Annotated in this window: 21 protein-coding genes and 1 other annotated feature; of the genes, 7 read left to right on the top strand and 14 right to left on the bottom strand. The window is 48.0% G+C overall.

Annotated features, from left to right (window positions below; translation table 11 throughout):
* Window positions 1-116 precede the first annotated feature (116 nt).
* The gene (gene fldB, locus EWA64_RS11425; protein WP_061894172.1) at window positions 117-635 is read left to right on the top strand and encodes a flavodoxin FldB; all 519 of its coding nucleotides are present in this window, start codon (window positions 117-119) and stop codon (window positions 633-635) included.
* A gap of 118 nt (window positions 636-753) precedes the next feature.
* Here fldB and brnQ read toward each other — a convergent pair whose 3' ends face one another.
* Entirely contained in the window at window positions 754-2,067 is a 1,314-nt protein-coding gene (gene brnQ, locus EWA64_RS11420; RefSeq protein WP_061894171.1) for a branched-chain amino acid transport system II carrier protein, read from the bottom strand.
* A gap of 308 nt (window positions 2,068-2,375) precedes the next feature.
* Here brnQ and EWA64_RS11415 point away from each other — a divergent pair, with 308 nt between their 5' ends.
* Entirely contained in the window at window positions 2,376-3,095 is a 720-nt protein-coding gene (locus EWA64_RS11415) for a tRNA1(Val) (adenine(37)-N6)-methyltransferase (protein ID WP_061894170.1), read from the top strand.
* A 104-nt stretch (window positions 3,096-3,199) separates the two neighbouring features.
* Complete coding sequence (gene srmB / locus EWA64_RS11410; protein ID WP_039424096.1) at window positions 3,200-4,426, top strand: ATP-dependent RNA helicase SrmB; 1,227 nt, start codon at window positions 3,200-3,202, stop codon at window positions 4,424-4,426.
* 60 nt (window positions 4,427-4,486) lie between these two features.
* Here srmB and yaaA read toward each other — a convergent pair whose 3' ends face one another.
* Complete coding sequence (yaaA, locus tag EWA64_RS11405) at window positions 4,487-5,263, bottom strand: peroxide stress protein YaaA (protein ID WP_061894169.1); 777 nt, start codon at window positions 5,261-5,263, stop codon at window positions 4,487-4,489.
* Window positions 5,264-5,358: 95 nt separating this feature from the next.
* Window positions 5,359-6,786, bottom strand: a complete 1,428-nt coding sequence (locus EWA64_RS11400) for an alanine/glycine:cation symporter family protein (protein ID WP_061894168.1) — start codon at window positions 6,784-6,786, stop codon at window positions 5,359-5,361.
* A 700-nt stretch (window positions 6,787-7,486) separates the two neighbouring features.
* Between EWA64_RS11400 and EWA64_RS11395 the strand changes: the two genes are divergently transcribed.
* Complete coding sequence (locus EWA64_RS11395) at window positions 7,487-7,672, top strand: DUF3545 family protein (RefSeq protein ID WP_039424087.1); 186 nt, start codon at window positions 7,487-7,489, stop codon at window positions 7,670-7,672.
* 71 nt (window positions 7,673-7,743) lie between these two features.
* Here the strand turns inward: EWA64_RS11395 and EWA64_RS11390 are convergent, their stop codons facing one another.
* The 4 genes from EWA64_RS11390 to nfo form a co-directional block, all read right to left on the bottom strand.
* On the bottom strand, window positions 7,744-8,295 hold the full coding sequence (locus tag EWA64_RS11390; RefSeq protein WP_170320329.1) for a hemerythrin domain-containing protein: 552 nt from the start codon (window positions 8,293-8,295) through the stop codon (window positions 7,744-7,746).
* An 87-nt stretch (window positions 8,296-8,382) separates the two neighbouring features.
* Window positions 8,383-9,063 (bottom strand): uracil-DNA glycosylase, encoded by a 681-nt coding sequence (ung, locus tag EWA64_RS11385; RefSeq protein ID WP_061894166.1) that lies wholly within the window; start codon window positions 9,061-9,063, stop codon window positions 8,383-8,385.
* A 103-nt stretch (window positions 9,064-9,166) separates the two neighbouring features.
* Entirely contained in the window at window positions 9,167-9,307 is a 141-nt protein-coding gene (locus tag EWA64_RS11380; RefSeq protein ID WP_167772723.1) for a hypothetical protein, read from the bottom strand.
* A gap of 87 nt (window positions 9,308-9,394) precedes the next feature.
* A complete protein-coding gene (gene nfo / locus EWA64_RS11375; RefSeq protein ID WP_061894165.1) occupies window positions 9,395-10,276 on the bottom strand; it encodes a deoxyribonuclease IV in 882 nt (293 codons plus the stop codon).
* A 322-nt stretch (window positions 10,277-10,598) separates the two neighbouring features.
* Here nfo and grcA point away from each other — a divergent pair, with 322 nt between their 5' ends.
* Window positions 10,599-10,976 (top strand): autonomous glycyl radical cofactor GrcA, encoded by a 378-nt coding sequence (gene grcA / locus EWA64_RS11370; RefSeq protein ID WP_039424074.1) that lies wholly within the window; start codon window positions 10,599-10,601, stop codon window positions 10,974-10,976.
* 110 nt (window positions 10,977-11,086) lie between these two features.
* Here the strand turns inward: grcA and thrC are convergent, their stop codons facing one another.
* From thrC to thrA, 3 genes are read right to left on the bottom strand one after another with little or no spacing between them, the layout of a single operon-like run.
* A complete protein-coding gene (gene thrC / locus EWA64_RS11365) occupies window positions 11,087-12,367 on the bottom strand; it encodes a threonine synthase (protein ID WP_061894164.1) in 1,281 nt (426 codons plus the stop codon).
* A complete protein-coding gene (thrB, locus tag EWA64_RS11360) occupies window positions 12,364-13,320 on the bottom strand; it encodes a homoserine kinase (protein WP_061894163.1) in 957 nt (318 codons plus the stop codon). The genes thrC and thrB overlap by 4 nt, the downstream gene beginning before the upstream one ends.
* An 18-nt stretch (window positions 13,321-13,338) precedes the next feature.
* On the bottom strand, window positions 13,339-15,798 hold the full coding sequence (thrA, locus tag EWA64_RS11355; protein ID WP_061894162.1) for a bifunctional aspartate kinase/homoserine dehydrogenase I: 2,460 nt from the start codon (window positions 15,796-15,798) through the stop codon (window positions 13,339-13,341).
* Between the two features lie 30 nt (window positions 15,799-15,828).
* Window positions 15,829-15,949 (bottom strand) — a sequence feature (Thr leader region).
* Window positions 15,950-16,262: 313 nt separating this feature from the next.
* On the opposite strand from thrA, the gene EWA64_RS11350 reads away from it, so the two are divergent.
* Window positions 16,263-16,727, top strand: coding sequence for a hypothetical protein (locus EWA64_RS11350; RefSeq protein WP_061894161.1), 465 nt, complete (start codon window positions 16,263-16,265; stop codon window positions 16,725-16,727).
* Here EWA64_RS11350 and EWA64_RS11345 read toward each other — a convergent pair.
* Window positions 16,724-17,206 (bottom strand): putative 4-hydroxy-4-methyl-2-oxoglutarate aldolase, encoded by a 483-nt coding sequence (locus EWA64_RS11345; protein WP_061894160.1) that lies wholly within the window; start codon window positions 17,204-17,206, stop codon window positions 16,724-16,726. The genes EWA64_RS11350 and EWA64_RS11345 overlap by 4 nt on opposite strands.
* Window positions 17,207-17,244: 38 nt before the next feature.
* Window positions 17,245-17,724, bottom strand: coding sequence for a DUF3293 domain-containing protein (locus EWA64_RS11340; RefSeq protein WP_244881443.1), 480 nt, complete (start codon window positions 17,722-17,724; stop codon window positions 17,245-17,247).
* A 303-nt stretch (window positions 17,725-18,027) separates the two neighbouring features.
* On the opposite strand from EWA64_RS11340, the gene arcA reads away from it, so the two are divergent.
* A complete protein-coding gene (gene arcA, locus EWA64_RS11335) occupies window positions 18,028-18,744 on the top strand; it encodes a two-component system response regulator ArcA (RefSeq protein ID WP_039424057.1) in 717 nt (238 codons plus the stop codon).
* Between the two features lie 63 nt (window positions 18,745-18,807).
* Here the strand turns inward: arcA and EWA64_RS11330 are convergent, their stop codons facing one another.
* Window positions 18,808-19,257, bottom strand: a complete 450-nt coding sequence (locus EWA64_RS11330) for a hypothetical protein (protein ID WP_061894159.1) — start codon at window positions 19,255-19,257, stop codon at window positions 18,808-18,810.
* Window positions 19,254-21,602 (bottom strand): aerobic respiration two-component sensor histidine kinase ArcB, encoded by a 2,349-nt coding sequence (gene arcB / locus EWA64_RS11325; protein ID WP_061894158.1) that lies wholly within the window; start codon window positions 21,600-21,602, stop codon window positions 19,254-19,256. The genes EWA64_RS11330 and arcB overlap by 4 nt, the downstream gene beginning before the upstream one ends.
* Between the last annotated feature and the right edge of the window lie 63 nt (window positions 21,603-21,665).

Below are 21,665 nucleotides of genomic sequence, written 5' to 3'. Positions count from 1 at the left end.
TATGTCAGGCAGGTTATTAATGCTATAAAAAATCCTTGTGCGCGCGATATTCGCTGCAATCCTCAGCAAAATATGGGTAGAATCCGGTGTTCTAACCAATCGCAGTGATGACAAACATGAAAATCGGATTGTTTTACGGCTCAACCACCTGCTACACCGAAATGGCAGCGGAGAAAATTCGCGCCTTGATTGGCGAAGAGTTAGTGGATGTTCACAACGTTAAAGAGTCGCCTCTTTCCCTGATGGCAGAGTATGATCTGCTGCTATTGGGCATCTCCACCTGGGATTTTGGTGAGATTCAGGAAGATTGGTCGGCCATCTGGCAGCAAGTGTCTAGCTCACCAGTACAAGGCAAAACGGTCGCCCTGTTCGGTCTTGGCGATCAAGAAGGCTACGGCGAGTGGTTCCTCGATGCCATGGGGCTGCTGCACGATGAGCTAAAAATCGCTGGCGCTGAGTTTATCGGCTACTGGCCAAATCAGGGCTATCAATTCGACGCTTCAAAAGCGTTGACCGCAGACGGTACGCACTTTGTCGGCTTAGCGCTAGATGAAGACTCACAATATGAACTGAGCGATGAGCGCATCGCCACTTGGGTTGAGCAGGTGTTGGTCGAGTACCACGACAAGCTTTAAGCCGGTCATACTTGCGACTCAGCGTTCAAAAAGAAAATTGAGAAAAATATTGAGAATGGAAAAGCCCGGCAGGATGAGCGCCGGGCTTTTTGTTTTCGTTGCTTAAGTGTTGCGTCTGTTATGCGTTTTGCTGCGTCAATTCTTGCGCCACTGAGCGGCTAACAAAGAACATGCAGATAATCGCCGCAGCGGTGGGTAGCAACCAGCCCATGCCGACTTCAAACAGTGGCAGCACTTTAAACGCAGACACATCCACACCAGCGACTTTTGCCGCGTCGATCAAAGCAAACAGCAGTGAAACTAAGATCACTACGCGGTAAGCAACACGTGGGTTCGGCAGTTTTTTGCGCACAAACGTCAGTGCAACCAAGGCAATCGCCACTGGGTAAAGAGCAAACAACACCGGAACAGACAGAGAAATCAGCTGCGCCAAACCGACATTCGCCACAACCGCACAAGCGGCACCGTTAATTACCACCCACGCTTTGTACGAAAGCGGAGTCAGAGAGCTAAAGTAATCGGAACAGGCTGAGATAAGGCCAATCGCCGTGGTCAGACACGCCAGCAACACGATGACCGACAGTACGATTTGACCATAAGGACCAAACAGAGCTTGAACGTAAAGGCTCAGAACGACGCCACCGTTGTCAGCACCCGCAGCTACCGTCGCGCTGGTTGCACCGAGATAGAAAAGTGAAACGTAAACAAACGCCAGTCCTGCCGCCGCAATCACGCCCGCGAGGATCAAATAACGCGTGGTTGCCGAACGCTCAGTGATGCCGCGATTGCGCAGCGCATCAACGATTAGCATGCCGAACATCAGCGAACCAAATGTATCCATGGTGTTGTAACCTTCTAGGAAACCTTTGGTCAGCGGCTGAGTGAGGTACTCGCCCTGCGCCGCAATAAACGTACCTTGTGGGTCAACAAACACCGCAACTGCCAGAACAATCAAACCCACAAACAGCGCTGGCGTCAGTACTTTGCCGATCACGTCGATCAATTTACCTTGTGACCAAGAGAAAAAGATCGCTACCGCGAAAAACAGCACAGAGAAAATAGTGAGATGCGACTGCGCGGCTTCAGCGAAAAACGGTTTTATCGCCATTTCATAGGCAACCAGACCCGTTCGCGGCGCAGCAAATGCAGGGCCAATAATGATGAAGATCAGCACCGCCATCAGCATCGCAGCTTGTTTGGGTAGATCTTTGGTTAAATGTTCCCAAGTTCCACCTGCGACCGCGATGGCAATAATGGTGATCAAAGGAAGACCAACCGCCGTCAGCAGGAAGCCAAACATCGCTGGCATTAAATTATCACCAGCAAGTTGCCCTGCAAGCGGTGGGAAAATGATGTTACCGGCACCGAGGAAAAACGCAAACAGCATGAAGCCGACTGCGAGGATATCGGAAAATTTTAAAGTCTGTTTCACAGATAACCCTTAGAATAATTCTGATGAATGTTGTGTATGCTTTTGTGGATCAGAAAGCCTGACCCCTCTTTCGAATAAGGCGCGCATAATGACTAAACCACCATCAATTGGCAACCTTTGCGATAAAAACACTACATTAATTTACAGAAATGACAATATTACAGTTGATGTCACTGGTATCTATTTTTAATCCAGACAAAAAACCTATACAACTTCACCCACAAGCCGTTAACACCCAGAGAATAATTTCACACAATCATTTAACAGTGGTTTTTGTATCTAAAAAGTAGCGAGATAAAAACATAAACATGAAGAGTGGCACATTAAAAACTAAAGGCTTCAATTTTAAACAGTTTTCGATCGCAGACAGCCACTCGGGGATGCCTGTCAGCACCGACGGTGTGTTACTCGGTGCGTGGAGCGATTTTTCCTGCGCAAACAACTTACTCGACATTGGCACAGGCACTGGGCTTTTAAGCCTGATGTCTGCACAGCGTTTTCCAACGCTGCGCATCACGGCGGTCGATATCGATGCGCATGCTATTGAAGCGGCCAGAGATAACTTTGCACAAAGCCCATGGCGAGATCGACTGGAGGTGCAGCAAGGCGATGTGCTGACCCTCAATCTGGGGACGCGTTTTGACGCCATCATCTGCAACCCGCCCTATTTCAACAGCGGAGAGCAGGCCAAAATGCAGCAACGTGCTACGGCGAGGCACACAGACAGCTTAAGTCACAGGGATCTGCTTGCGCGCACCAAAGCGCTGCTCAACCAAGATGGGCGAGCTAGCTTTGTGTTACCCGATGTCGAAGGAGCTGCCTTCATTCAACTGGCACAAACGCAAGGCTGGCACCTTAGCCGTCTTTGCCGGGTGCGCCCTAGTGAGCAAAAACCCGCCTCACGGCTACTTTTTGAGCTGAGATTGCAAGCGACAGCGGTACAAGAGCAAAGCTTGACCATTCGAGAGGTAAACGGCTACAGCGCCGAGTTTGTCGCCCTAACGCAAGACTTTTATCTCAAGATGTAGAAATAACATGTGATCCTAATCACCGATCACTCTATAATATGTCCCCTTTTAATTGTTGCTGCTCTGTTAACCTGTGAGTTAACCGAGCTTGTGGAGACCCTACTGTGATCAGAACTTTTGCTGAACTGGATCTTGACCCCAACCTGTTGGCTGCCATTGATGAACTTGGCTTTGAGCGTCCAACGCAAATTCAGGCCGAAGCGATCCCACAAGCTCTGGACGGCCGAGACATTCTGGCCTGCGCGCCCACCGGCACCGGAAAAACGGCGGCCTTCGTACTGCCAGCGCTGCAATATCTGATTGACTTCCCGCGTCGCAAACCGGGGCCTGCCCGTATTTTGATTTTAACGCCAACACGCGAACTGGCGATGCAGGTCGCTGACCAAGCGCGCGCACTGGCGAAGTACACCAAACTCAATATCTTTACCATCACAGGTGGCGTGCAGTATCAAGAGCATGCCGATATCCTCTCCACAACGCAGGATATCGTCGTCGCCACGCCTGGCCGCTTGATGGAGTACATTCAAGCCGAGCGTTTCGACTGCCGAGCCATTGAGTGGCTGATCCTTGATGAAGCGGATCGCATGCTGGATATGGGCTTTGCCCCGACCGTGGACCGCCTATCGAACGAATGTCGCTGGCGTAAACAGAGTATGCTCTTTTCTGCCACTTTGGAAGGTAAGGGCGTGGAAGGCTTCACCGCAGATCTACTCAAAGATCCCGCCGACATTGATGCCGAGCCTTCTCGTCGCGAGCGCAAGAAAATTACCCAGTGGTATTACCGCGCTGACAGCATGGACCACAAACTGGCGCTGCTGAAAAACATTCTTACCGAGCAAGCTGAGCGTACTATTGTCTTCTTGAAAACACGCGAGCGTTTGGCCGACCTGCGAGCACAGCTGGAAAGCGCTCAGATCCCGTGTTCTTGGATCCAAGGGGAAATGCCACAAGATCGCCGCAACAATGCGATTGCGCGTTTTCGCGATGGCAGTGTTAACGTGCTACTTGCAACCGATGTAGCGGCACGCGGAATCGATTTACCTGACGTTTCTCACGTGGTGAACTTTGACATGCCCCGCAGCGCCGATGTGTATCTGCACCGAATTGGTCGTACTGCGCGTGCAGGTAAAAAAGGCAACGCTATCTCCATCGTTGAAGCGCATGACCAGCCGATGCTTGACCGCGTCGCTCGCTACGTCAAAGAAGAGATCAAAGAGCGCTTTGTCAAAGAGCTGCGTCCACAACACAAAAAACCGGTGTTTAAGAAGAAAAAGAAAAAAGACGATAAAAAAGCCGTCAGCAAAAAGAAAAGTGTGAAAAAGAAAAAGTAACCAAGCGATAAAACAGAAGGGTTGGCCAAGTGCCAACCCTTCTTTTTTCTAACAACAGCGTTAATGCTGCTCTTCGCGCTTAAACACCAATTCCGTTGGCGTGGACTCTTCTTCCACAAAGTAGTAACCCGCGGTGTCAAACTGGGTAAGATCGGCCACACTGCGGATTCGATTTTCAATGATGTAACGCGCCATCATGCCACGCGCTTTTTTGGCAAAGAAGCTGATGACTTTGTACTGGCCATTTTTGCCATCTTTGAAAATCGGCGTCACCACCTGAGCTTGCAGATTCTTCGGCTTCACCGCTTTAAAGTATTCGTTCGAGGCCAGATTAATCAGCACATTGTCGCCTTGCTCGGCAATCGCCTCATTGAGTTTGTCGGTGATCACATTGCCCCAAAACTGGTAAAGATTGCTGCCTTGCGGATTGGCCAGCTTAGTGCCCATTTCCAGACGATACGGCTGCATCAAATCGAGCGGCTTCAGCAGACCATACAAACCGGAAAGCATGCGCAAATGCTGCTGTGCGTAGTCAAAATCGGCCTCAGTAAACGTTTCGGCTTCCAGCCCAGTATAAACATCGCCTTTGAAAGCCAGAATCGCTTGGCGCGCATTTTCAGGGGTGAAGGTTTCGCTCCAATCTTGGAAACGACCGACGTTGAGATCGGCGATTTTATCGCTCACTTTCATCAGTGAAGCGACATCGGCCGGCGTCAATCGGCGGCAAACTTCAATCAACTGTTTGGAATAATCGACCAATTCCGGTTGGGTAAACTTTTGAGTCGCGAGTGGCGATTCGTAATCCAGAGTTTTGGCTGGAGAAACAACAATAAGCATGACGATGACTTCCTAATTTTGTTTTTCACTAGGGTACAAAAAAAGCCATGCAATGTCTGCATGGCTTTTACAATCACACTAATAGCAAAGAGCGATTACTTGTTTTTGTTATCCCAAATACCTTCTTCAAGCTGAGATTTGAGCTCTGGGAAATCGTCGGCATTAAAGGTGGGCAATTTGCCCTCTTTTAACTGACGGTTGTAGTCTTTCGCCAGTTTGATCACGATGCCAGAGAGCAGCAAAATCGCGACCAAGTTGACAATCGCCATCAAACCCATCGATACATCTGCCAGCGCCCACACGAATGGCAGTGGTGCCACCGCGCCGTAACCGACCAAGCCCAGCACCACGATACGGAACAGGTTCAAACCCGCTTTGTGGTTGTGCTCAAGGAAGACTAAGTTGGTTTCCGCGTACGAGTAGTTGGCAATGATCGAGGTGAAGGCGAAGAAGAAAATCGCCACCGCGACAAAGATGCCGCCCCAATCCCCCACTTGTGAACTAAGGGCTACCTGAGTCAGTTCAATACCAGTAACTTCTCCGTGAGGCACGTATTCACCAGACATCAAAATGATGGAAACCGTGGCAGAACAGATCACGATAGTGTCCATAAACACACCCAGCATCTGCACATAACCTTGCGAAGCGGGATGTGGTGGATACGGCGTTGCAGAGGCTGCCGCATTCGGTGCCGAACCCATACCCGCTTCGTTGGAGAACAGGCCACGTTTAATCCCGTTGATCATCGCTTGGGCGATGGCATAGCCAAGGCCACCAGCCGCCGCTTCTTGTAAGCCGAACGCGCTCTTGAAGATCAATGCCAACACCGCTGGCAGTTTGTCGAGGTTGCTAAACATCACAAACAGCGCCAATGCCAAGTAAGCCAGCGCCATCACAGGCACAATCAGCTCTGCGGTGCGCGCGATACGCTTGATACCACCGAAGATAATTACGCCCGCCAGCACCATGATCGCGCCGCCAACGTACTTATCTTCCCAACCGAAGGCGTTTTGCATCGCACCGGCAATTGAGTTGGCTTGCACTGCGTTGAACACCAGACCAAAAGCGATGATCAAAAAGACCGAGAACAATACGCCCATCCAGCGCATGCCAAGGCCTTTTTCCATGTAGTAAGCAGGGCCGCCGCGGTAGTTGCCGTCGTCATCTTTGGTTTTGTAAAGCTGCGCCAGCGTACTTTCAGCAAACGAGGTTGCCATACCTAACATGGCGATCAACCACATCCAGAAAATCGCACCCGGACCACCCGCAGTAAGGGCAACGGCAACCCCTGCCATGTTTCCAGTACCAACGCGCGCAGCTAAGCTAGTACAAAGTGCCTGAAAAGAAGAGATACCAGCTTGGTCAGCTTTGCGGCTGTTCTTCAATACGGAAAACATGTGGCCAAAATGGCGAAATTGGATAAACCCAAGACGGATAGTGAAGTAGATCCCCACCCCGACGAGCAGGTAAACCAGAATAGACCCCCATAGCAGGTCATTCATCAAATTAATCAAGTCTGTCATACATACCTCAAATTGAGTTGCGTCGGTCCGTGCGTCCCAGCCATCCACCAGATTGCGATACCAAGTGTCAAATTAGCTTGGTCTTATTCGTTTTAGATTGGCAATCCAGAATCGTAAATGTCGCTTCATGCATCCTTTTTACGTACCAACGTTTTTTGACGCAGCGGATAATGCAGCTTGGAAAAACAAAAATCAATATGCACCACGATGCATTATTGTTGTATTTTTCACTGTAAATACACTTTTTGTTAACATAAAAAACAGCGCAAGCAATAAAAAGTGGTTACATTTACTGCACAATGTATTTACATCAAATTATAATCATTCTTTTTCACTTCAATTTACTCAGCAGTCCTTACCCTATCTATGATCCGAAGCCATCGAATGCTTTTTCAGTTACGGGCAGAACCTGATACTTGTTACATTTGGAAACAGCTCATCTTTTAAACGTCTATCTGTATCGGCATACGGTTTAAATACACACCCCTTTAACATTCAATTTTTTTTCATTTAAACGTTTTCGTTGATGCGAATGCTCACTTTTCAACCATATTGAACTTAGCGAAATGTGATGTTGTATTCAGTTCCAAGCGAAAATTTCATGTTCCCGACACAAATGCGAAATATATCGTGGCTAATCTCGGAGAAACTGTGGTACTTAGTGACTGCACAAGCGCTGGTTATTTACGTGAGGTAGCTTATGGACGGCTTTGAACTAGATGACTTACTGGATTTTGAAACGACTGGTACCACCAAAACCCGGTCAAAACCAGTAAAAAGAAAATGGCGTGAAATTGAGGCGATGATGGATCGCCGCAATCTTCTGAAAGAGCTTCGAGACATGGACCTTTGTCACGATTATTCACTGGAAGACATTAAACTCTAACGAATACTGAAATGGCACCATAAGGTGCCATTTCTCTTTTTATTACGCTGTCCGAAGACGACTCATCTCCGCTAAGCCCATTCCCTGTCACTCTGTTTGACCCGCTCAGCCAACTGCTGGTAGTGGTCCGCAATGGTTTTGCCAAACACTGGGTCATCTTCATTCACCAGCCATTGTGATTCGACCATTTGCCAATCCTGAGTGGTGAAAGACTCTGCAATTAACGGCAACACTAAACGCTCTTCAATATCTAAGTGGCGACGCTGAGAAGTGATAAACGCTTCAAGATGCTCGAGGAAAACATCATGTGGCACGACGGCATCGCTGAGGATCATCTGCACTATCTCAGCAAACTTTGCCGTCTCTTTTGCCAGCGAGATATGCTCTTGCTCTAGATTTTCTATCGTCCGCTGCGCCCCATAATGCTGCAAATAGTGTCGATAAAGAATGTCCTCTTTGGGGTGGTGCACTTTTTCCGCATGAGCAGAGAGATAGTCAACAATTTCTGCCACCAAACTGTAGTTGATCGGTTGCTCGTTTTTCAGTTGTTCCACTTTCTGACGTAAGATAGCCAACAAACGCACAATGTAGCTATGCTCACGCCTTATCCGTTCGATCATCATAGTGCTTCTCCTTAACACTTCATTGCTGCTACTAAGTGTATAAGAGATAAATGGTTTCGGTTTAGACCTTGCTCAAAAAAGCACCATTTAAACCATCATCGGTAAATGCCAGTGGATTGGCGTTTTTCCTTGTTGAGAAAGCAACTGATTCGTTTGAGAAAAATGGCAGCAACCTAAAAATCCCCGGTGCGCAGAAAGCGGAGAGGGATGCGGGGCCGAGAGCACATAGTGCTTGTTTCTATCAATGAAGCGGCCCTTTTTTTGCGCATGCGAACCCCAAAGTAAGAAAACCACGCCTTGCTGATGCTGGTTGATCGCCTCGATGACCCGGTCGGTAAACACTTCCCACCCACTGGTTGCGTGCGAGTGCGCCTTCCCCTGCTCCACGGTCAAAACCGTATTCAACAGCAGGACACCTTGCTCTGCCCAACTCTGTAAAAAACCGTGTGCTGGTATCTGAAAACCTTCGATATCTTGTGCCAACTCTTTGTACATATTAACCAAAGATGGCGGCGGCTTGATTCCGGGGAGAACAGAAAAGCACAGGCCATGCGCCTGATTAGGCCCGTGGTACGGGTCTTGGCCGAGAATGACCACTTTGACTTGATTAAATTCCGTAAAACGGAAGGCGTTGAACACGTCTTTGGCCGGAGGGTAAATGACTTTTCCGGCCTGACGCTCTGCGTCCACAAAACTGAGTGTTTGTTGAAAATACGCCTGTTGCTTTTCAGCACCAATTACATCGTGCCAGGTCAGTTCCTGCGTCATTGGGAAATCCTGCTGTTACTATCAAAGGCGCTATTTTACACCCAAATGCGCATGATAAACCGGGCAATTTTTATTTAATTGCCTCACCAGCTCAGAGTAAACGCTATTCGCTTTTCTCATGCGGATGCGTCGCCTTTTGTGGAGTTCGATAGTGTCCCTGCCCTGTGACATGGCGATTGGGAGCGGGCAGCCGCGCAGCGCGGCGGCCAAAGGACGTTGGGGTAGCAGTGATTGTCGGTAACATAGTGGCATCCTCCATTGCGAAATCTTCTGTGCGACTATCGTCATGGTGAGATATGAAAAAAAGATGCCAATATGGTTAAACCTTCATTTAATCGATTGATTGTAGGTGGAATTCTCTTAACGCCCGAATTTCATCCGCCCACAAGTCCGGCTCAATTGTTTCTAAAATCAAAGGGATAGAATCAAATCGCCTATCTTTAGCTATGTATTCAAAACAGCTCCAGCCAATCGCCCCTTTGCCCAACGCCTGATGCCTGTCAACCTTACTACCGAGATCCACTTTTGAATCATTGAGATGCATTGCCCTTAAATAGTGCATGCCGACCACGCGTTCAAACTCAGCAAAAGTGTGCTCACATGCCTCGATAGAACTGAGATCGTAGCCAGCGGCAAAGGTGTGGCAAGTATCGAGGCAAACACCCACCCGCTCTTTGTCTTCCACTTGGTCGATGATTTCCGCTAGATGTTCGAATTTCCACCCCAAGTTTGTTCCTTGACCAGCGGTATTTTCAATCACTGCCACCACATCAGGCACGGCTTTATGCGCCACATTGATCGACTGCGCAATCAGCGCCAAACACTCTTGTTCTGAAATTTGATTAAGGTGACTACCGGGATGAAAATTCAGCAGGGTTAAGCCCAGCTGTCGACAACGTTCCATTTCATCGATAAAAGCCAAGCGTGATTTCTCTCGCTTTTCCTCTTCAGGCGCCCCTAAGTTAATCAGATAAGAGTCATGTGGCAGGATCTGCTCAGGCGCAAACCCAAGCATCTGGCAGTTGGCTTTAAAGGCACTGATGGATTTGGCCTCCAACGGTTTAGCGACCCACTGACGCTGATTTTTGGTAAATAAAGCGAAGGCGTTCGCACCAATTTCCCTTGCTCGCAACGGCGCATTCTCCACACCACCCGCTGCAGAAACGTGGGCACCAATAAATTTGTTACCATGTCGATTTTTACTGTTTGTCATTTAATCACTTTTCACTTTCATCTCTGGTGGGCAATTACAACGATTTAGCCTTCATTCGTCAAATTTGACTTGTGATTTGTAGTAAATTTACAACAAATGATCGTTAAAATAATTTTTAATCAATCAACTATATTTAATTGATATTGTTTTTAAAGAGTTTATTGATCTAGAGCAATAAATTAACCTTTGTAAATTTAATGTTTTTAGTTGTTTTTTGACTTAAATCAATACTAGAATAATGGTTATTGGCTATATAATTAGCAGCTCGACAAAATTTGAAAATAAACACCATAACACCACCTGCGTGGACTAGGAGATAGTGATGATCCAAGGTATCCAAATTACAAAAGCGGCAAACGACAGCCTACTGAACTCTATCTGGCTTTTGGACAGTGAAAAGAACGAAGCGCGTTGCGTGGCTGCGCTATCTGGCTATGAAGCCGATCAAGTTGTGGCGATCAACGAACTGGGTGAATTCGAAAGCCGTGAAGTGGCTATTGAAGCAGCACCTCGCATCGAAGGTGGTCAACACCTCAACGTCAACGTACTAAAACGTGAAACGCTGGAAGATGCAGTCGCTCACCCAGAAAAATACCCACAGTTGACTATTCGCGTATCTGGCTACGCCGTGCGTTTTAACTCTTTGACTCAAGAGCAGCAACGCGACGTGATCGCTCGTACTTTTACTGAGTCGCTCTAATCACAACATTGCCACTCACTTTAACGGCGCTCTCTGAGCGCCGTTTGTTTTTAGCTGGCAATAAAAAAGGCGGAGTCAACTCCGCCTTTGCTATTTCATTTTTGGCTCACCTACTGAACTTGACGCAGTACCACTTTCAACGCATCAAAGTCGGCTTCCAACTCCTGAGACAGTAACGTCATCTGCGCATGTTTAGCCAATGGCGCTGGCAACTCAATATCAGTGCCCAAAATGTCATCAACCACTTCTTTAAACTTGGCAGGATGCGCTGTACACAAAAACAAGCCAGTTTCACCCGCTTGAAGTTGCTCTTCAAGCACACGGTAAGCAATTGCACCATGTGGTTCACACAGATAGCCTAATTCATAAAGTTCGCGTACAGATTGCGCGCTTTGCACATCACTGACCGCTCCTTTCCCCAGCGTTTCGAGTCCCCACTCTTTCACGCGGCAAAGCTCTTCAATGCGTGGCCAGTTGTTCGGTTGGCTCACGTCCATGGCGTTTGAGGTCGTCGCAATGGTCGGCTTAGGATCCCACTGACCTGTCTCGAGATAACGCGGCACAGTATCATTGGCATTGGTCGCAGCGATAAAGCGTTTAACCGGCAAGCCGAGTGCTTTCGCCAACAGGCCTGCGGTCAAATTACCAAAGTTACCGCTCGGGACTGAAATCACCAGGTTCTCACGCTCTGATTTGCTCATTTGCGCCGCCGCTTCAAAATAGTAGCAAATTTGCGCCATCAAACGGCTGATGTTGATTGAGTTAGCAGAGTTCAAACCAATTTCTTCGCGTAGCGCAGCATCATCGAATGCCTGTTTGACCAGAGCCTGACACGCATCAAAATCACCATGAACCGCAACCGTATGGATATTTTTACCTAGAGTACAGAACAGCTTTTCTTGCAGCGGGCTGATTTTGCCCTTTGGATAGAGGATCACTACGTTGATATCTTCCATGCCATAGAAAGCATGGGCAACCGCCGCTCCTGTATCACCGGACGTCGCGGTCAAAATAGTAATTTTCCCGCCATTGGAAACGGCAGCAAGTGACTGCGCCATAAAGCGGCCACCGAAATCTTTGAACGCCAATGTCGGGCCGTGGAAAAGTTCTAGGGCATAGACACCCGGCTTAACTTGCGCAATCGGCGCAGGAAATTGGAACGCCGCATCCACCATCGCGCTCACTTGCTGCTCAGAAAGCTCATCACCAATCAACGCCGAAAGAATTTTGCTGCTACGAGCAACGAATCCTTCCTCAAGCAGTGCGTCAATATCGGCAAACTGAGGTAATTCAGCGGGAAAAAATAGACCTTGATTGCGGCCTAAACCTTGGCGAACGGCTTGGCCAAAGGAGACTTGTTGTTGATTTTCTTTGATGTTGTACAGCTTCATAGCTCACTTCCTGTCACGACCGAACCTTGTTTGTTCAAACGGCAAACATGGACGAATCCTTCTTCATTTTGTACGTAATTTTGTTCAAGCCAGCGAGCGACGCGCTCCGCGACTTCTCTCTCTTTGCAAATGCTAAATAGGGTTGGGCCACTGCCCGAGATGCCTGTCGTCAATGCACCAGCAGATGCGGCGTATTTGCGCGCATCAGCAAACCCTGGCAGCAGTCTCTCACGATACGGTTCTGCGATCACGTCTTTGATTAGCTTCGCCGCTAACTCTGGCTGGTTAGAGTGGCAGGCGTGGATGAAACCAGCGAGATGACGGCCGTGTGCAATAATGTCTTGTCGGCGATATTGTGATGGCAAAATGGCGCGCGCTTCAGCAGTCGAAACTTTGATCCCGGGATAAGCCATCACCCAATACCAATCGTCAAAACAGGGGACTTCTTGACTGATGATACCGAGCTCTTCAAGCATCAATTGCAATCCGCCCAAGTAGCAAGGCGCAACGTTATCGTAGTGCACGCCACCAGAGATTTCCCCTTCCATTTCGCCCATCAGAGCCAGCAACTCTGTTTCATCGAGCGGTTTTGCATGGAATTGGTTGAGCGCATCTAACGCCGCAACAATCGAACAGGCACTGGAGCCAAGCCCAGAACCGATTGGCATGTTCTTTTCTAAGGTCATTTCAACCGGCTTTAAAGTCACCCCTTTTTTGTCTAACTCACGAGCGAACACGCGCCAACAGTGGTAAACAATATTTTCTTTGGCATCGGCAGGCAACTTAGCGACAAAGCGACCTGCCGTTTTAAGTGCAAATGGCTCGCTGCCTTGCTTCACCATCACTCGATCACCTAACAGAGTGCCATCAATAGGGGACACCGCCGCCCCCAACACGTCAAAACCAACGCTGACATTACCGATAGAAGCAGGAGCGTAAACAACCACCCCCATATCACTTGAACTCATTGATTAAACCCCTAATTTCCAGCCGAGTGTACGCATTACGTCCGAGAACACGCCCGCTGCAGTCACCTGAGTACCCGCGCCGTAACCACGTAAGACTAGTGGAATTGGTTGATAGTAGCGGCTGTAGAAAGCCAGTGCGTTCTCGCCATCTTTGATCTTGAACATAGGATCGTTTTCGTCCACCGCCGCGATAGACACTTTGCATTTGCCATCGATGATCTCGCCAACGTAACGCAACACCTTCCCTTCATGCGCAGCTTGCGCAAGTTGCTGCTTAAAGTAGGCGTCCGCTTCAGGTAAGCGAGCCATAAACTCTTCCACACTGCCTGAATCATCGAAGCCAGGTGGCAATGCTTGATCCACTTCTACATCTTCCAGCTCTAGTGACATACCCGCTTCGCGTGCGAGGATCAATAGCTTGCGCGCGACATCCATTCCCGATAGATCATCACGCGGATCGGGTTCAGTGAAGCCGTTTTGTTTCGCAATGTTGGTCGCTTCACTTAAGCTCATCCCTTCATCCAATTTGCCGAAGATAAATGAGAGTGAGCCTGACAGGATTCCGGTAAAACGCTCCAGTTCATCCCCTGCCGCAATCAGATTTTGCAAGTTTTCAATCACAGGAAGACCTGCGCCAACGGTTGTCTCATACATCAGTTTGCGGCGTGAGCTACGCGCGACATCACGCAATTGGTGGTAATACGCCATGCTGGCTGTGTTGGCCTTTTTATTCGGCGTAATCACGTGGAAGCCCGCTGCAAGAAACTCGGTATACTGATTTGCGATGGCCTCACTGGACGTACAGTCCACCAGTACAGGGTTGATAATATGGTTGCGCTGCACGGTAGCGATCAAACGCGGCAGACTAAACTCTTCGGTGGCATTTTTGATGCGATCACGCCAATGATCCAATGGCAAACCATTACTGTCTAACAGCAGGCCTTTGCTGTTGGCGAGACCACAGACACGAATTACGATCCCTTTATCAGCGAGTTTTGCTTGCTGGCGATGGATCTGATCGACCAGTTCACCACCGACACCGCCGACACCAACCACGAACACATCTAAGAAGTGTTTGGAATTAAACAGATTCTCGTGGCACGCTTTTATTGCCTCGGCAATTTTATCTTCCGGAATCACCGCAGAAATCGCGCGTTCAGAGGAACCTTGCGCAATCGCGATGATGTTCACATTGACTTCCGCCAACGAGGCAAAAAATTGCGATGCTACGCCTTTGGAAGTGCGCATGCCATCTCCCACCAAGGTAATAATGGCGACGTCACTGAGAAACTCGACAGGCTCGAGCAAGCCATCTTTTAACTCGAGTTCAAATTCATCGGCGAGGGCTTGAGCAGCAGTGGCTTTATCTACAGCTTCGATACAAAAACTGATGCTGTATTCAGAAGAAGATTGGGTAATCAGGACAATCGACACACCGGAAGTAGACATCGCACCAAACACCCGACTGGCCATGCCGACCATGCCTTTCATGCCAGGACCGGAAACGTTAACCATGGTCAAATTGTTGAGCGTGGTAATGCCTTTAATCGCCAGTTTATCTTCGCCCGTGTCTTGACCGATAAGCGTGCCTGCCCCTTGAGGGTTGAAGCTATTTTTGATCAAGCAAGGAATATGGAACTGCGCGATAGGCGCAATGGTCTTCGGATGCAACACAGAAGCGCCAAAGTAAGAGAGCTCCATCGCTTCTTGATAGCTGAGCGATTTGAGTAGCCGAGCATCTTCAACCAATCGTGGATCGCAGTTGTAAACGCCATCAACATCCGTCCAGATTTCACAGCAATCCGCACGCAAACAAGCCGCGAGCACCGCCGCCGAGTAGTCAGAACCGTTACGGCCAAGCGTAACCAACTCACCTTGTTTGTTGCCCGCGGTAAAGCCCGGCATGATGTGCACGTGGCCTGCAGGTAGCGGCTTGCTGCGGAAATTTTGCGTGGAGATGTCAACATCGACCATTCCTTCGAGATGGTCGCCTTTCGCCAATAGATATTCGACCGGGTCAATCAAGTTAACCGCATGACCTTTAGCAGCAAGAACCGCCTTCATCAATTGAATAGATACGCGCTCACCTTTACTAATAATGCGGGCGTTCACGTTATCAGGACACATCCCCAACAGGCCGATGCCATGCACAAACTGACGTAGCTGAGAAAGCGAACTGGCCACTTGGCCGAGGTAGTCTGCACCATTGATGTCAGGGACTTGTTGTTTAATGTCATCAAACAGTTGGTGGAATGATGCTTCTAACTCTGCGATTTGCCGTTCCGCTTCACCATGTTTTAACGCCGACTCTATGATAGCGACCAATTTGTTGGTTGTTTTTCCCGGTGCTGATAAAACAACGGAAACCTCTTCCTGTTTTGCATTATTGGCAATGATATCTGCCGCCCTTAAGAAGCGCTCAGCATCGGCTAACGATGAGCCGCCAAACTTCAATACTCGCATCCCTTCCTCCCGGATCATTTTTAAACTGTATAAAAAAAGGCCTGTATCTTGTTGGATACAGGCCTTTTTTTGGAATTTCTTTCGTTCAGCAGCCTGCCCCAACATGTGTGATGTCGGTAATAATAATGGTGGTGGTCATTACTGATTGGCTGTTAAAGGTCATAGATAACTATTCATTGTGATTGTGTGTTTGCTTAGCTCTACGTTTACCGTAGTTTCTGTACTGCCGTCAATAAAAAGTTCAATTTTTTTTAATCTCACTCTCCTTGCTGTGAGAAAAAGGCATAAAGCCATTTGTGTAAATCACATGCATATCCTGATAGTTTGAAGCTGGCTACAAAAATGACTTTTGGACAGGCTATAATCGAAAAGCGTGATGCGACAAAAAATAGGTCCAATGTCAGGATGTGTGCTTTAATCAAAGGTACGCCAAAATAAGAGAAAAAAACACAAGGAGTAGTGGTATGAAAAACATGCTGGTTTTGCTGCTGTTGCTTCTGTGTGGCCAAGTGACGGCCAACCCGCTTCCTTCTCTCGCGCCCGCCAAGCTCTCACCACATAAATTGTTTTTCTCCAGTGAAACTCAGCCAGAAGAAAATTTTGATGTGTGGAACATAGATGGTGGTTACGCCTATCAAGTCTTTGATTCGGTCGATCTTTACGTCGGTGCCCGCGTTAACAACTCCCAACTCAACAACCAAAGCGGTTTTCTAAGCGGCGTGAGTTATAAGATTAACGAACATTTTACCCTCAAAAGCACCCTACGTTCGTTCAAAGTCAGCCCTGAAGATGGCCAACCAGATAGCACAGGTTTCGCGGCCGAAGTATCAAGCCGCGTCAAAATTACCGAGTCGTTGGATTTGCATGCCACTCTTGACTATCAAGAGTGGCAGCAAGGCATTGAAGTGGGTATCGGCTTTCGCTTTTAAATTTCAAGCGCTTGTTTAGAAATTAAAATCCCATTCCAGTCTGCGTAAATGTACTCTTTGGGCTGCACAATTTGATTGAGCATCATCAGGGTCACATTCACCTCTCCAGCACCGCGTTTCTCCGTTTTAAAAGGAGAGGTTCCTAGCGCTTTAACGCCAAGCGACATCTGTGCCATCTGCGCCACGTCTCTGACTGCGCCAAAGATGATGACCCCTTCCCAGTTATTTTCAATCGCCAAAATAGCAAGTTGATCGCCGAGCAACGCTTTCTGACAGGAACCATGTCCGTCAACGACCAGCACTTTGCCTTTACCATCTTGACTAAGCATTTCGCGCACCTTCGAGTTATCGTGGTAGCAGCGCACTGTCACGATCTCTCCAAAAAATGCGGTTTTTTGACCGTAATTCTGCAAAGGAAGATTGAGTAGCCTCACTTTATCTTCAAACTTATCGCAGATGTCCGGAGTAATGTCGTTCATAAATCCTCCTTGATAATTTTATGACAGAGACAGAACGTTTATCGTAGGCGAGAAGCCATGCTGCCTAGCGACTGTTTTGTCTCATCGGCAAAACAAGAAACTAAAAATAACTCTTTATTCTCGATGTAATAAATGGCGTTTTGTTGAAACTCTTTCGCTATGTCCAAGGCCAGACGCATATCCACTTTTACCGCAAAGCTTGCTTCGCTCCAGGTAAAATCTTGGTTGCCGACCAACACCGGGCAATAGTCCATGCCCATTAATCTCTCTTTCAGACGCTGACTATTTATGCGATTTAGCTCATTTGACAATAGTACACTCCCCGGGTTCCATGCGGTAATAATCGCGTAGTTGTCCTCTGTCCAACTTTGGGCAAAAGCGAAGAATGAGTCTGAATATGCATGCCATAATTGAGCATCTACACCTATTTGGACATTTTTTATCATAAGTCTCGGACGATTAATAATTGTTACATTTAGCCAATTGATATAAATCAACAAAGTGAATGGAATTAACATTTGAGCATTGTTAGCATGCTGTTAACATTATAGAATCCGCTCAAAAGAACAGGGTTGTTTACCTTTCCATATCTGCTTTGCCTTGTCGCGGTGGGTCTTGAAAGGTAAACAAACCCTATAGAATAATCCAGTAGCAGTCGGATGCTGTTTACTTTTGGCGAGAACTCAAGGAAGGCACGTAACCGAAAGAAGTGTTTTTTTGATCACTTTGCTTTATTATCAAAATCACATTACCTGTATGTTATGTTTTTGCCTAGAATTTATTCTATTAGTACAATTTTGTCACAAATTTAGGTACCGCCAATGCAAACCCCGCAGATTCTTATCGTTGAAGATGAGCAAGTAACTCGTAACACTCTTAAGAGTATTTTTGAAGCAGAGGGATATGCTGTATTTGAAGCCAGCAATGGTGATGAAATGCACCAAATGCTGTCAGAAAATAACGTTAATCTAGTGATAATGGACATCAACTTACCAGGTAAAAACGGCCTTCTTCTGGCTCGCGAATTGCGTGAGCAAGCAGATGTAGCACTGATGTTTTTGACTGGTCGTGACAACGAAGTCGACAAAATTCTTGGCTTAGAAATCGGTGCAGACGACTACATCACCAAACCATTCAACCCGCGTGAACTGACGATTCGTGCGCGCAATTTACTTGGTCGCTCAATGACCAATAGCATAGTGCACGAAGAGAAGCGTTCAGTGGAAAAATACGAGTTTAACGGTTGGGTATTAGACATCAACAGCCGCTCACTGATCAGCCCACTGGGTGATGGCTACAAGCTGCCACGCTCTGAATTCCGTGCGTTGCTGCACTTCTGTGAGAACCCGGGCAAGATCCAAACCCGTGCCGATCTGCTTAAGAAGATGACCGGACGTGAGCTCAAGCCGCATGATAGAACGGTTGATGTAACTATTCGCCGTATCCGTAAGCATTTTGAGTCCGTATCTGGTACGCCAGAGATCATCGCCACCATTCACGGTGAAGGCTACCGCTTTTGTGGTGATTTAGACGCTTAAATATCAATACGATATAAAACAAAAAAGGTTGGCGTGATGCCAACCTTTTTTGTTTGCGTCAGTTTAGTAGACCTTATCAATAGCCACTTTACGCTCAACGAGCCACAAGATCGTCGCTTGATTCTCGAGCTGCAAAGCGATATCAACGGGTTTCTCCATATCGAACTCACCCTGCCAGTTCAAGGCCACTTCCCACTGGTTTTCGCTGTGAGTTCGCACTTCAAGGTCGCTTTCACTTAGGTTCCACTGCTGCTCACCTTGTTTGATGGTGAGATGATTCACAGTCAAACTAGCAGGAAGCTCTCCATTGGAAGAGAGATAGAGAGAACCGTGCAAACTTTGCGTTTCTTCTTCACCAACCATCGGCATTTGATTAACCCACAGTGTGCTTTTCAGTTCGATCACACTTTGGTTTACCGTGACTTGGTTGTCTTGCTGCCAACTGATCGAAGGAGGCGTAGAACATCCGGCCAGTAGAGCCAGAGAAAGTGTTGCTAGAGCCCATCGTTTCATTTCATTCCCCTTTGTTCTAACCAGCTTTTCAAGATCACAATATCATGCTGATACTCATTTTTGATCTCTTCTACCCAATCACCGATATTCTCCCACCAAGCTGGCATATCCGGAGATTGCGCTTTTTGCGCCACGCTTTGAATCCGCTTCAAACCAATCGAGCCCGCAGCACCTTTAATTTTGTGTGCCTCTGAGACAATTCCTGACTGATCTTTAGCAATCATGTTGAGATCCAGCACCTCCAAGTAACCCGGCATCATCTCGGCAAACATTTGAATACTGTCCAGCACTGGGGTGGGACCAACAATATCGACATACGATTCGAGCATATCAATGTCCAGCACTTGGGTTTCTAGCCCATGCGTTTGCGCGTCGACTTCAAGAGCTTCAGGAGCACGCGGCATGAGCTCCGGCTCTGTCAGGATCAATTTGCTAATTACCTCCTGCATCGCTTTCACCGCTAAAGGCTTGCTGATCGCGTCGTCCATGCCTTTATCTAAATACTCGCGCTTATCTTTCAACAGATTGGCCGTCAGTGCGACCAACGGCGGCAAATTCTGATAGTGGGTACGGTAGTAGTGAGCCACGTCAAAACCTGTCATGTCAGGCAACTGAATATCGAGCAGAACTAAATCGTATACTTGTGGTTTGAAGTGCTCAATCGCCTCTTCGCCAGTCATCGCAACCGTGACCTGATGACCAAGACTTTCCAACAGCGAGCGCGCAACCGTCACATTGAGTGCGATGTCTTCTACCATAAAAATGTTCAAACTCAGTTGCACTTCAACCTCCGCTTCAACGGCTTTGCCTTCCACCACGGGCACCTTGATGGTCAGGGTAAAGGTACTCCCAAAGCCCTCTTCACTGGTCACCGTGATATCGCCGTCCATCATGTTGATCAGTTGACGCGAAACCGCCAAGCCAATGCCCGTGCCGACCGCATGCAGGTTGTCTTTGCCGGATTTGACCTGATAATACATGGCAAAAATCTTATCCAGCTCTGCTTCTGGAATGCCAATTCCGGTGTCTTCCACTTCAATCACAATCGACGCGTGCGCCTCTTCAACCTCAGCGCTCACCGTCATCACCACTCCGCCCTCTTTGGTGAATTTCATCGCATTGCTGACCAGATTCCAAATCACTTGGCGCAGGCGAGTGGCATCAACCTCAACCATTTTAGGCAGTTCACTGAGACGTTCTAAGTCAAAACGCAGCCCCTTTTGTTCTGCCATCAACGCGGCGATGTTCTCGATTTCGACCACAAAATCTTCAAAATCGAGCGGCTCAGGGAACAGCTCTAATTTGCGCCGATCAAACTTATCCATGTCGATAATGTCGTTGAAAATATTACCGAGAGTGATAGCACTGACATTAATGGTTTGCATGTACTTACGTTGCTCATCCGTTAAGGTCGTATCGAGCAACATACGGCTTAAACCGACGATGCCGTTAAGCGGTGTGCGCAGTTCATGACTGACAGTAGAAATAAAGGTGGTTTTGTCGCGGCTGGCTTTTTCCAGCGACTCTTCATGACGTTTACGGTCAGTAATGTCTCGGCCAAATCCCATCAAACCTAGGTGACGGCCATCTTTGCTGTAAAAAGGCACTTTACGCAGCTCAAAGTAGTGCTTGCGCCCGTCTGGGTATTCGAGCCACTGCTCGTAGGTGAGCGCACGATTATTAGCAAACACTTTTTGGTCGGTGTCGACAATTTGCTGCGCGACTTCCTTGCTGTAGACATCCCAAGGGCTCAAGCCGACCAGTTGATGCTCTTTTTTCCCGGTTAACTCTTCCATTGCGCGGTTACAGCCCGAAAATACCCCATCGGCGTTGCGATAGTAGATAAGATCCGGAGAGGCATCGATAAACGAGCGCAGTAACGCCGTTCGCTCGGCGAGTTCTAATTGGGTTCGCTCGCGCTGAAAGACTTCGTTCTCCAGATCTTTCATCGCCTCTTCACGCGCTTCTTCCGCTTTGATCCGCTCTTCGATCTCTTGGTTGAGTTGCTCGATGTTTTGCTGCAACTGCACATTCAGCTCTTGGTCACGCGAGCGCATGTCTTTCAGCTTTGAGACGAGTTTGGATAATCGTTGCCGAGACTCTTCCAGTTGATCGACCACCACCGAAAGAAAATAGACCGCCCAAGGGGTAATCACTAAGCCAAAAAAGACCGAGCGGACGATATCGATATCATCCACGCTCCCTTTCAGCGCCAGCGTAATTCCCACTTGCACCACCACGGCTAATGCCACCAATGCCAGCGCGAGCAAAATGGAGAAACGGACGATGCCCAGTTTGACTAACAAATCGACGTAGTACTGGGCAAGATTTTTCATGGGTTTCATCTAAAGCTCCAAAGCGTGAGTGGCCATTGCGATAGCCGCCAGACTCGACACTGACGCCCACGG

It is taken from the genome of Vibrio cidicii (assembly GCF_009665415.1).
GTDB lineage: Bacteria > Pseudomonadota > Gammaproteobacteria > Enterobacterales > Vibrionaceae > Vibrio > Vibrio cidicii.
The sequence above is the reverse complement of the archived record's forward strand: the minus strand, read 5'-3'. Positions and strand labels throughout refer to the sequence as shown.

What these genes read in the sequence shown, in the direction of transcription:
- fldB (WP_061894172.1), top strand. Translation starts at nt 117, where the DNA reads ATGAAAATCGGATTGTTTTACGGCTCAACCACCTGCTACACCGAAATG.
- EWA64_RS11415 (WP_061894170.1), top strand. Translation starts at nt 2,376, where the DNA reads ATGAAGAGTGGCACATTAAAAACTAAAGGCTTCAATTTTAAACAGTTT.
- yaaA (WP_061894169.1), bottom strand. Translation starts at nt 5,263, where the DNA reads ATGCTTATTGTTGTTTCTCCAGCCAAAACTCTGGATTACGAATCGCCA.
- EWA64_RS11400 (WP_061894168.1), bottom strand. Translation starts at nt 6,786, where the DNA reads ATGACAGACTTGATTAATTTGATGAATGACCTGCTATGGGGGTCTATT.
- EWA64_RS11395 (WP_039424087.1), top strand. Translation starts at nt 7,487, where the DNA reads ATGGACGGCTTTGAACTAGATGACTTACTGGATTTTGAAACGACTGGT.
- EWA64_RS11390 (WP_170320329.1), bottom strand. Translation starts at nt 8,295, where the DNA reads ATGATGATCGAACGGATAAGGCGTGAGCATAGCTACATTGTGCGTTTG.
- ung (WP_061894166.1), bottom strand. Translation starts at nt 9,063, where the DNA reads ATGACGCAGGAACTGACCTGGCACGATGTAATTGGTGCTGAAAAGCAA.
- EWA64_RS11380 (WP_167772723.1), bottom strand. Translation starts at nt 9,307, where the DNA reads ATGTTACCGACAATCACTGCTACCCCAACGTCCTTTGGCCGCCGCGCT.
- nfo (WP_061894165.1), bottom strand. Translation starts at nt 10,276, where the DNA reads ATGACAAACAGTAAAAATCGACATGGTAACAAATTTATTGGTGCCCAC.
- grcA (WP_039424074.1), top strand. Translation starts at nt 10,599, where the DNA reads ATGATCCAAGGTATCCAAATTACAAAAGCGGCAAACGACAGCCTACTG.
- thrC (WP_061894164.1), bottom strand. Translation starts at nt 12,367, where the DNA reads ATGAAGCTGTACAACATCAAAGAAAATCAACAACAAGTCTCCTTTGGC.
- thrB (WP_061894163.1), bottom strand. Translation starts at nt 13,320, where the DNA reads ATGGGGGTGGTTGTTTACGCTCCTGCTTCTATCGGTAATGTCAGCGTT.
- thrA (WP_061894162.1), bottom strand. Translation starts at nt 15,798, where the DNA reads ATGCGAGTATTGAAGTTTGGCGGCTCATCGTTAGCCGATGCTGAGCGC.
- EWA64_RS11350 (WP_061894161.1), top strand. Translation starts at nt 16,263, where the DNA reads ATGAAAAACATGCTGGTTTTGCTGCTGTTGCTTCTGTGTGGCCAAGTG.
- EWA64_RS11345 (WP_061894160.1), bottom strand. Translation starts at nt 17,206, where the DNA reads ATGAACGACATTACTCCGGACATCTGCGATAAGTTTGAAGATAAAGTG.
- EWA64_RS11340 (WP_244881443.1), bottom strand. Translation starts at nt 17,724, where the DNA reads ATGTTAATTCCATTCACTTTGTTGATTTATATCAATTGGCTAAATGTA.
- arcA (WP_039424057.1), top strand. Translation starts at nt 18,028, where the DNA reads ATGCAAACCCCGCAGATTCTTATCGTTGAAGATGAGCAAGTAACTCGT.
- EWA64_RS11330 (WP_061894159.1), bottom strand. Translation starts at nt 19,257, where the DNA reads ATGAAACGATGGGCTCTAGCAACACTTTCTCTGGCTCTACTGGCCGGA.
- arcB (WP_061894158.1), bottom strand. Translation starts at nt 21,602, where the DNA reads ATGAAACCCATGAAAAATCTTGCCCAGTACTACGTCGATTTGTTAGTC.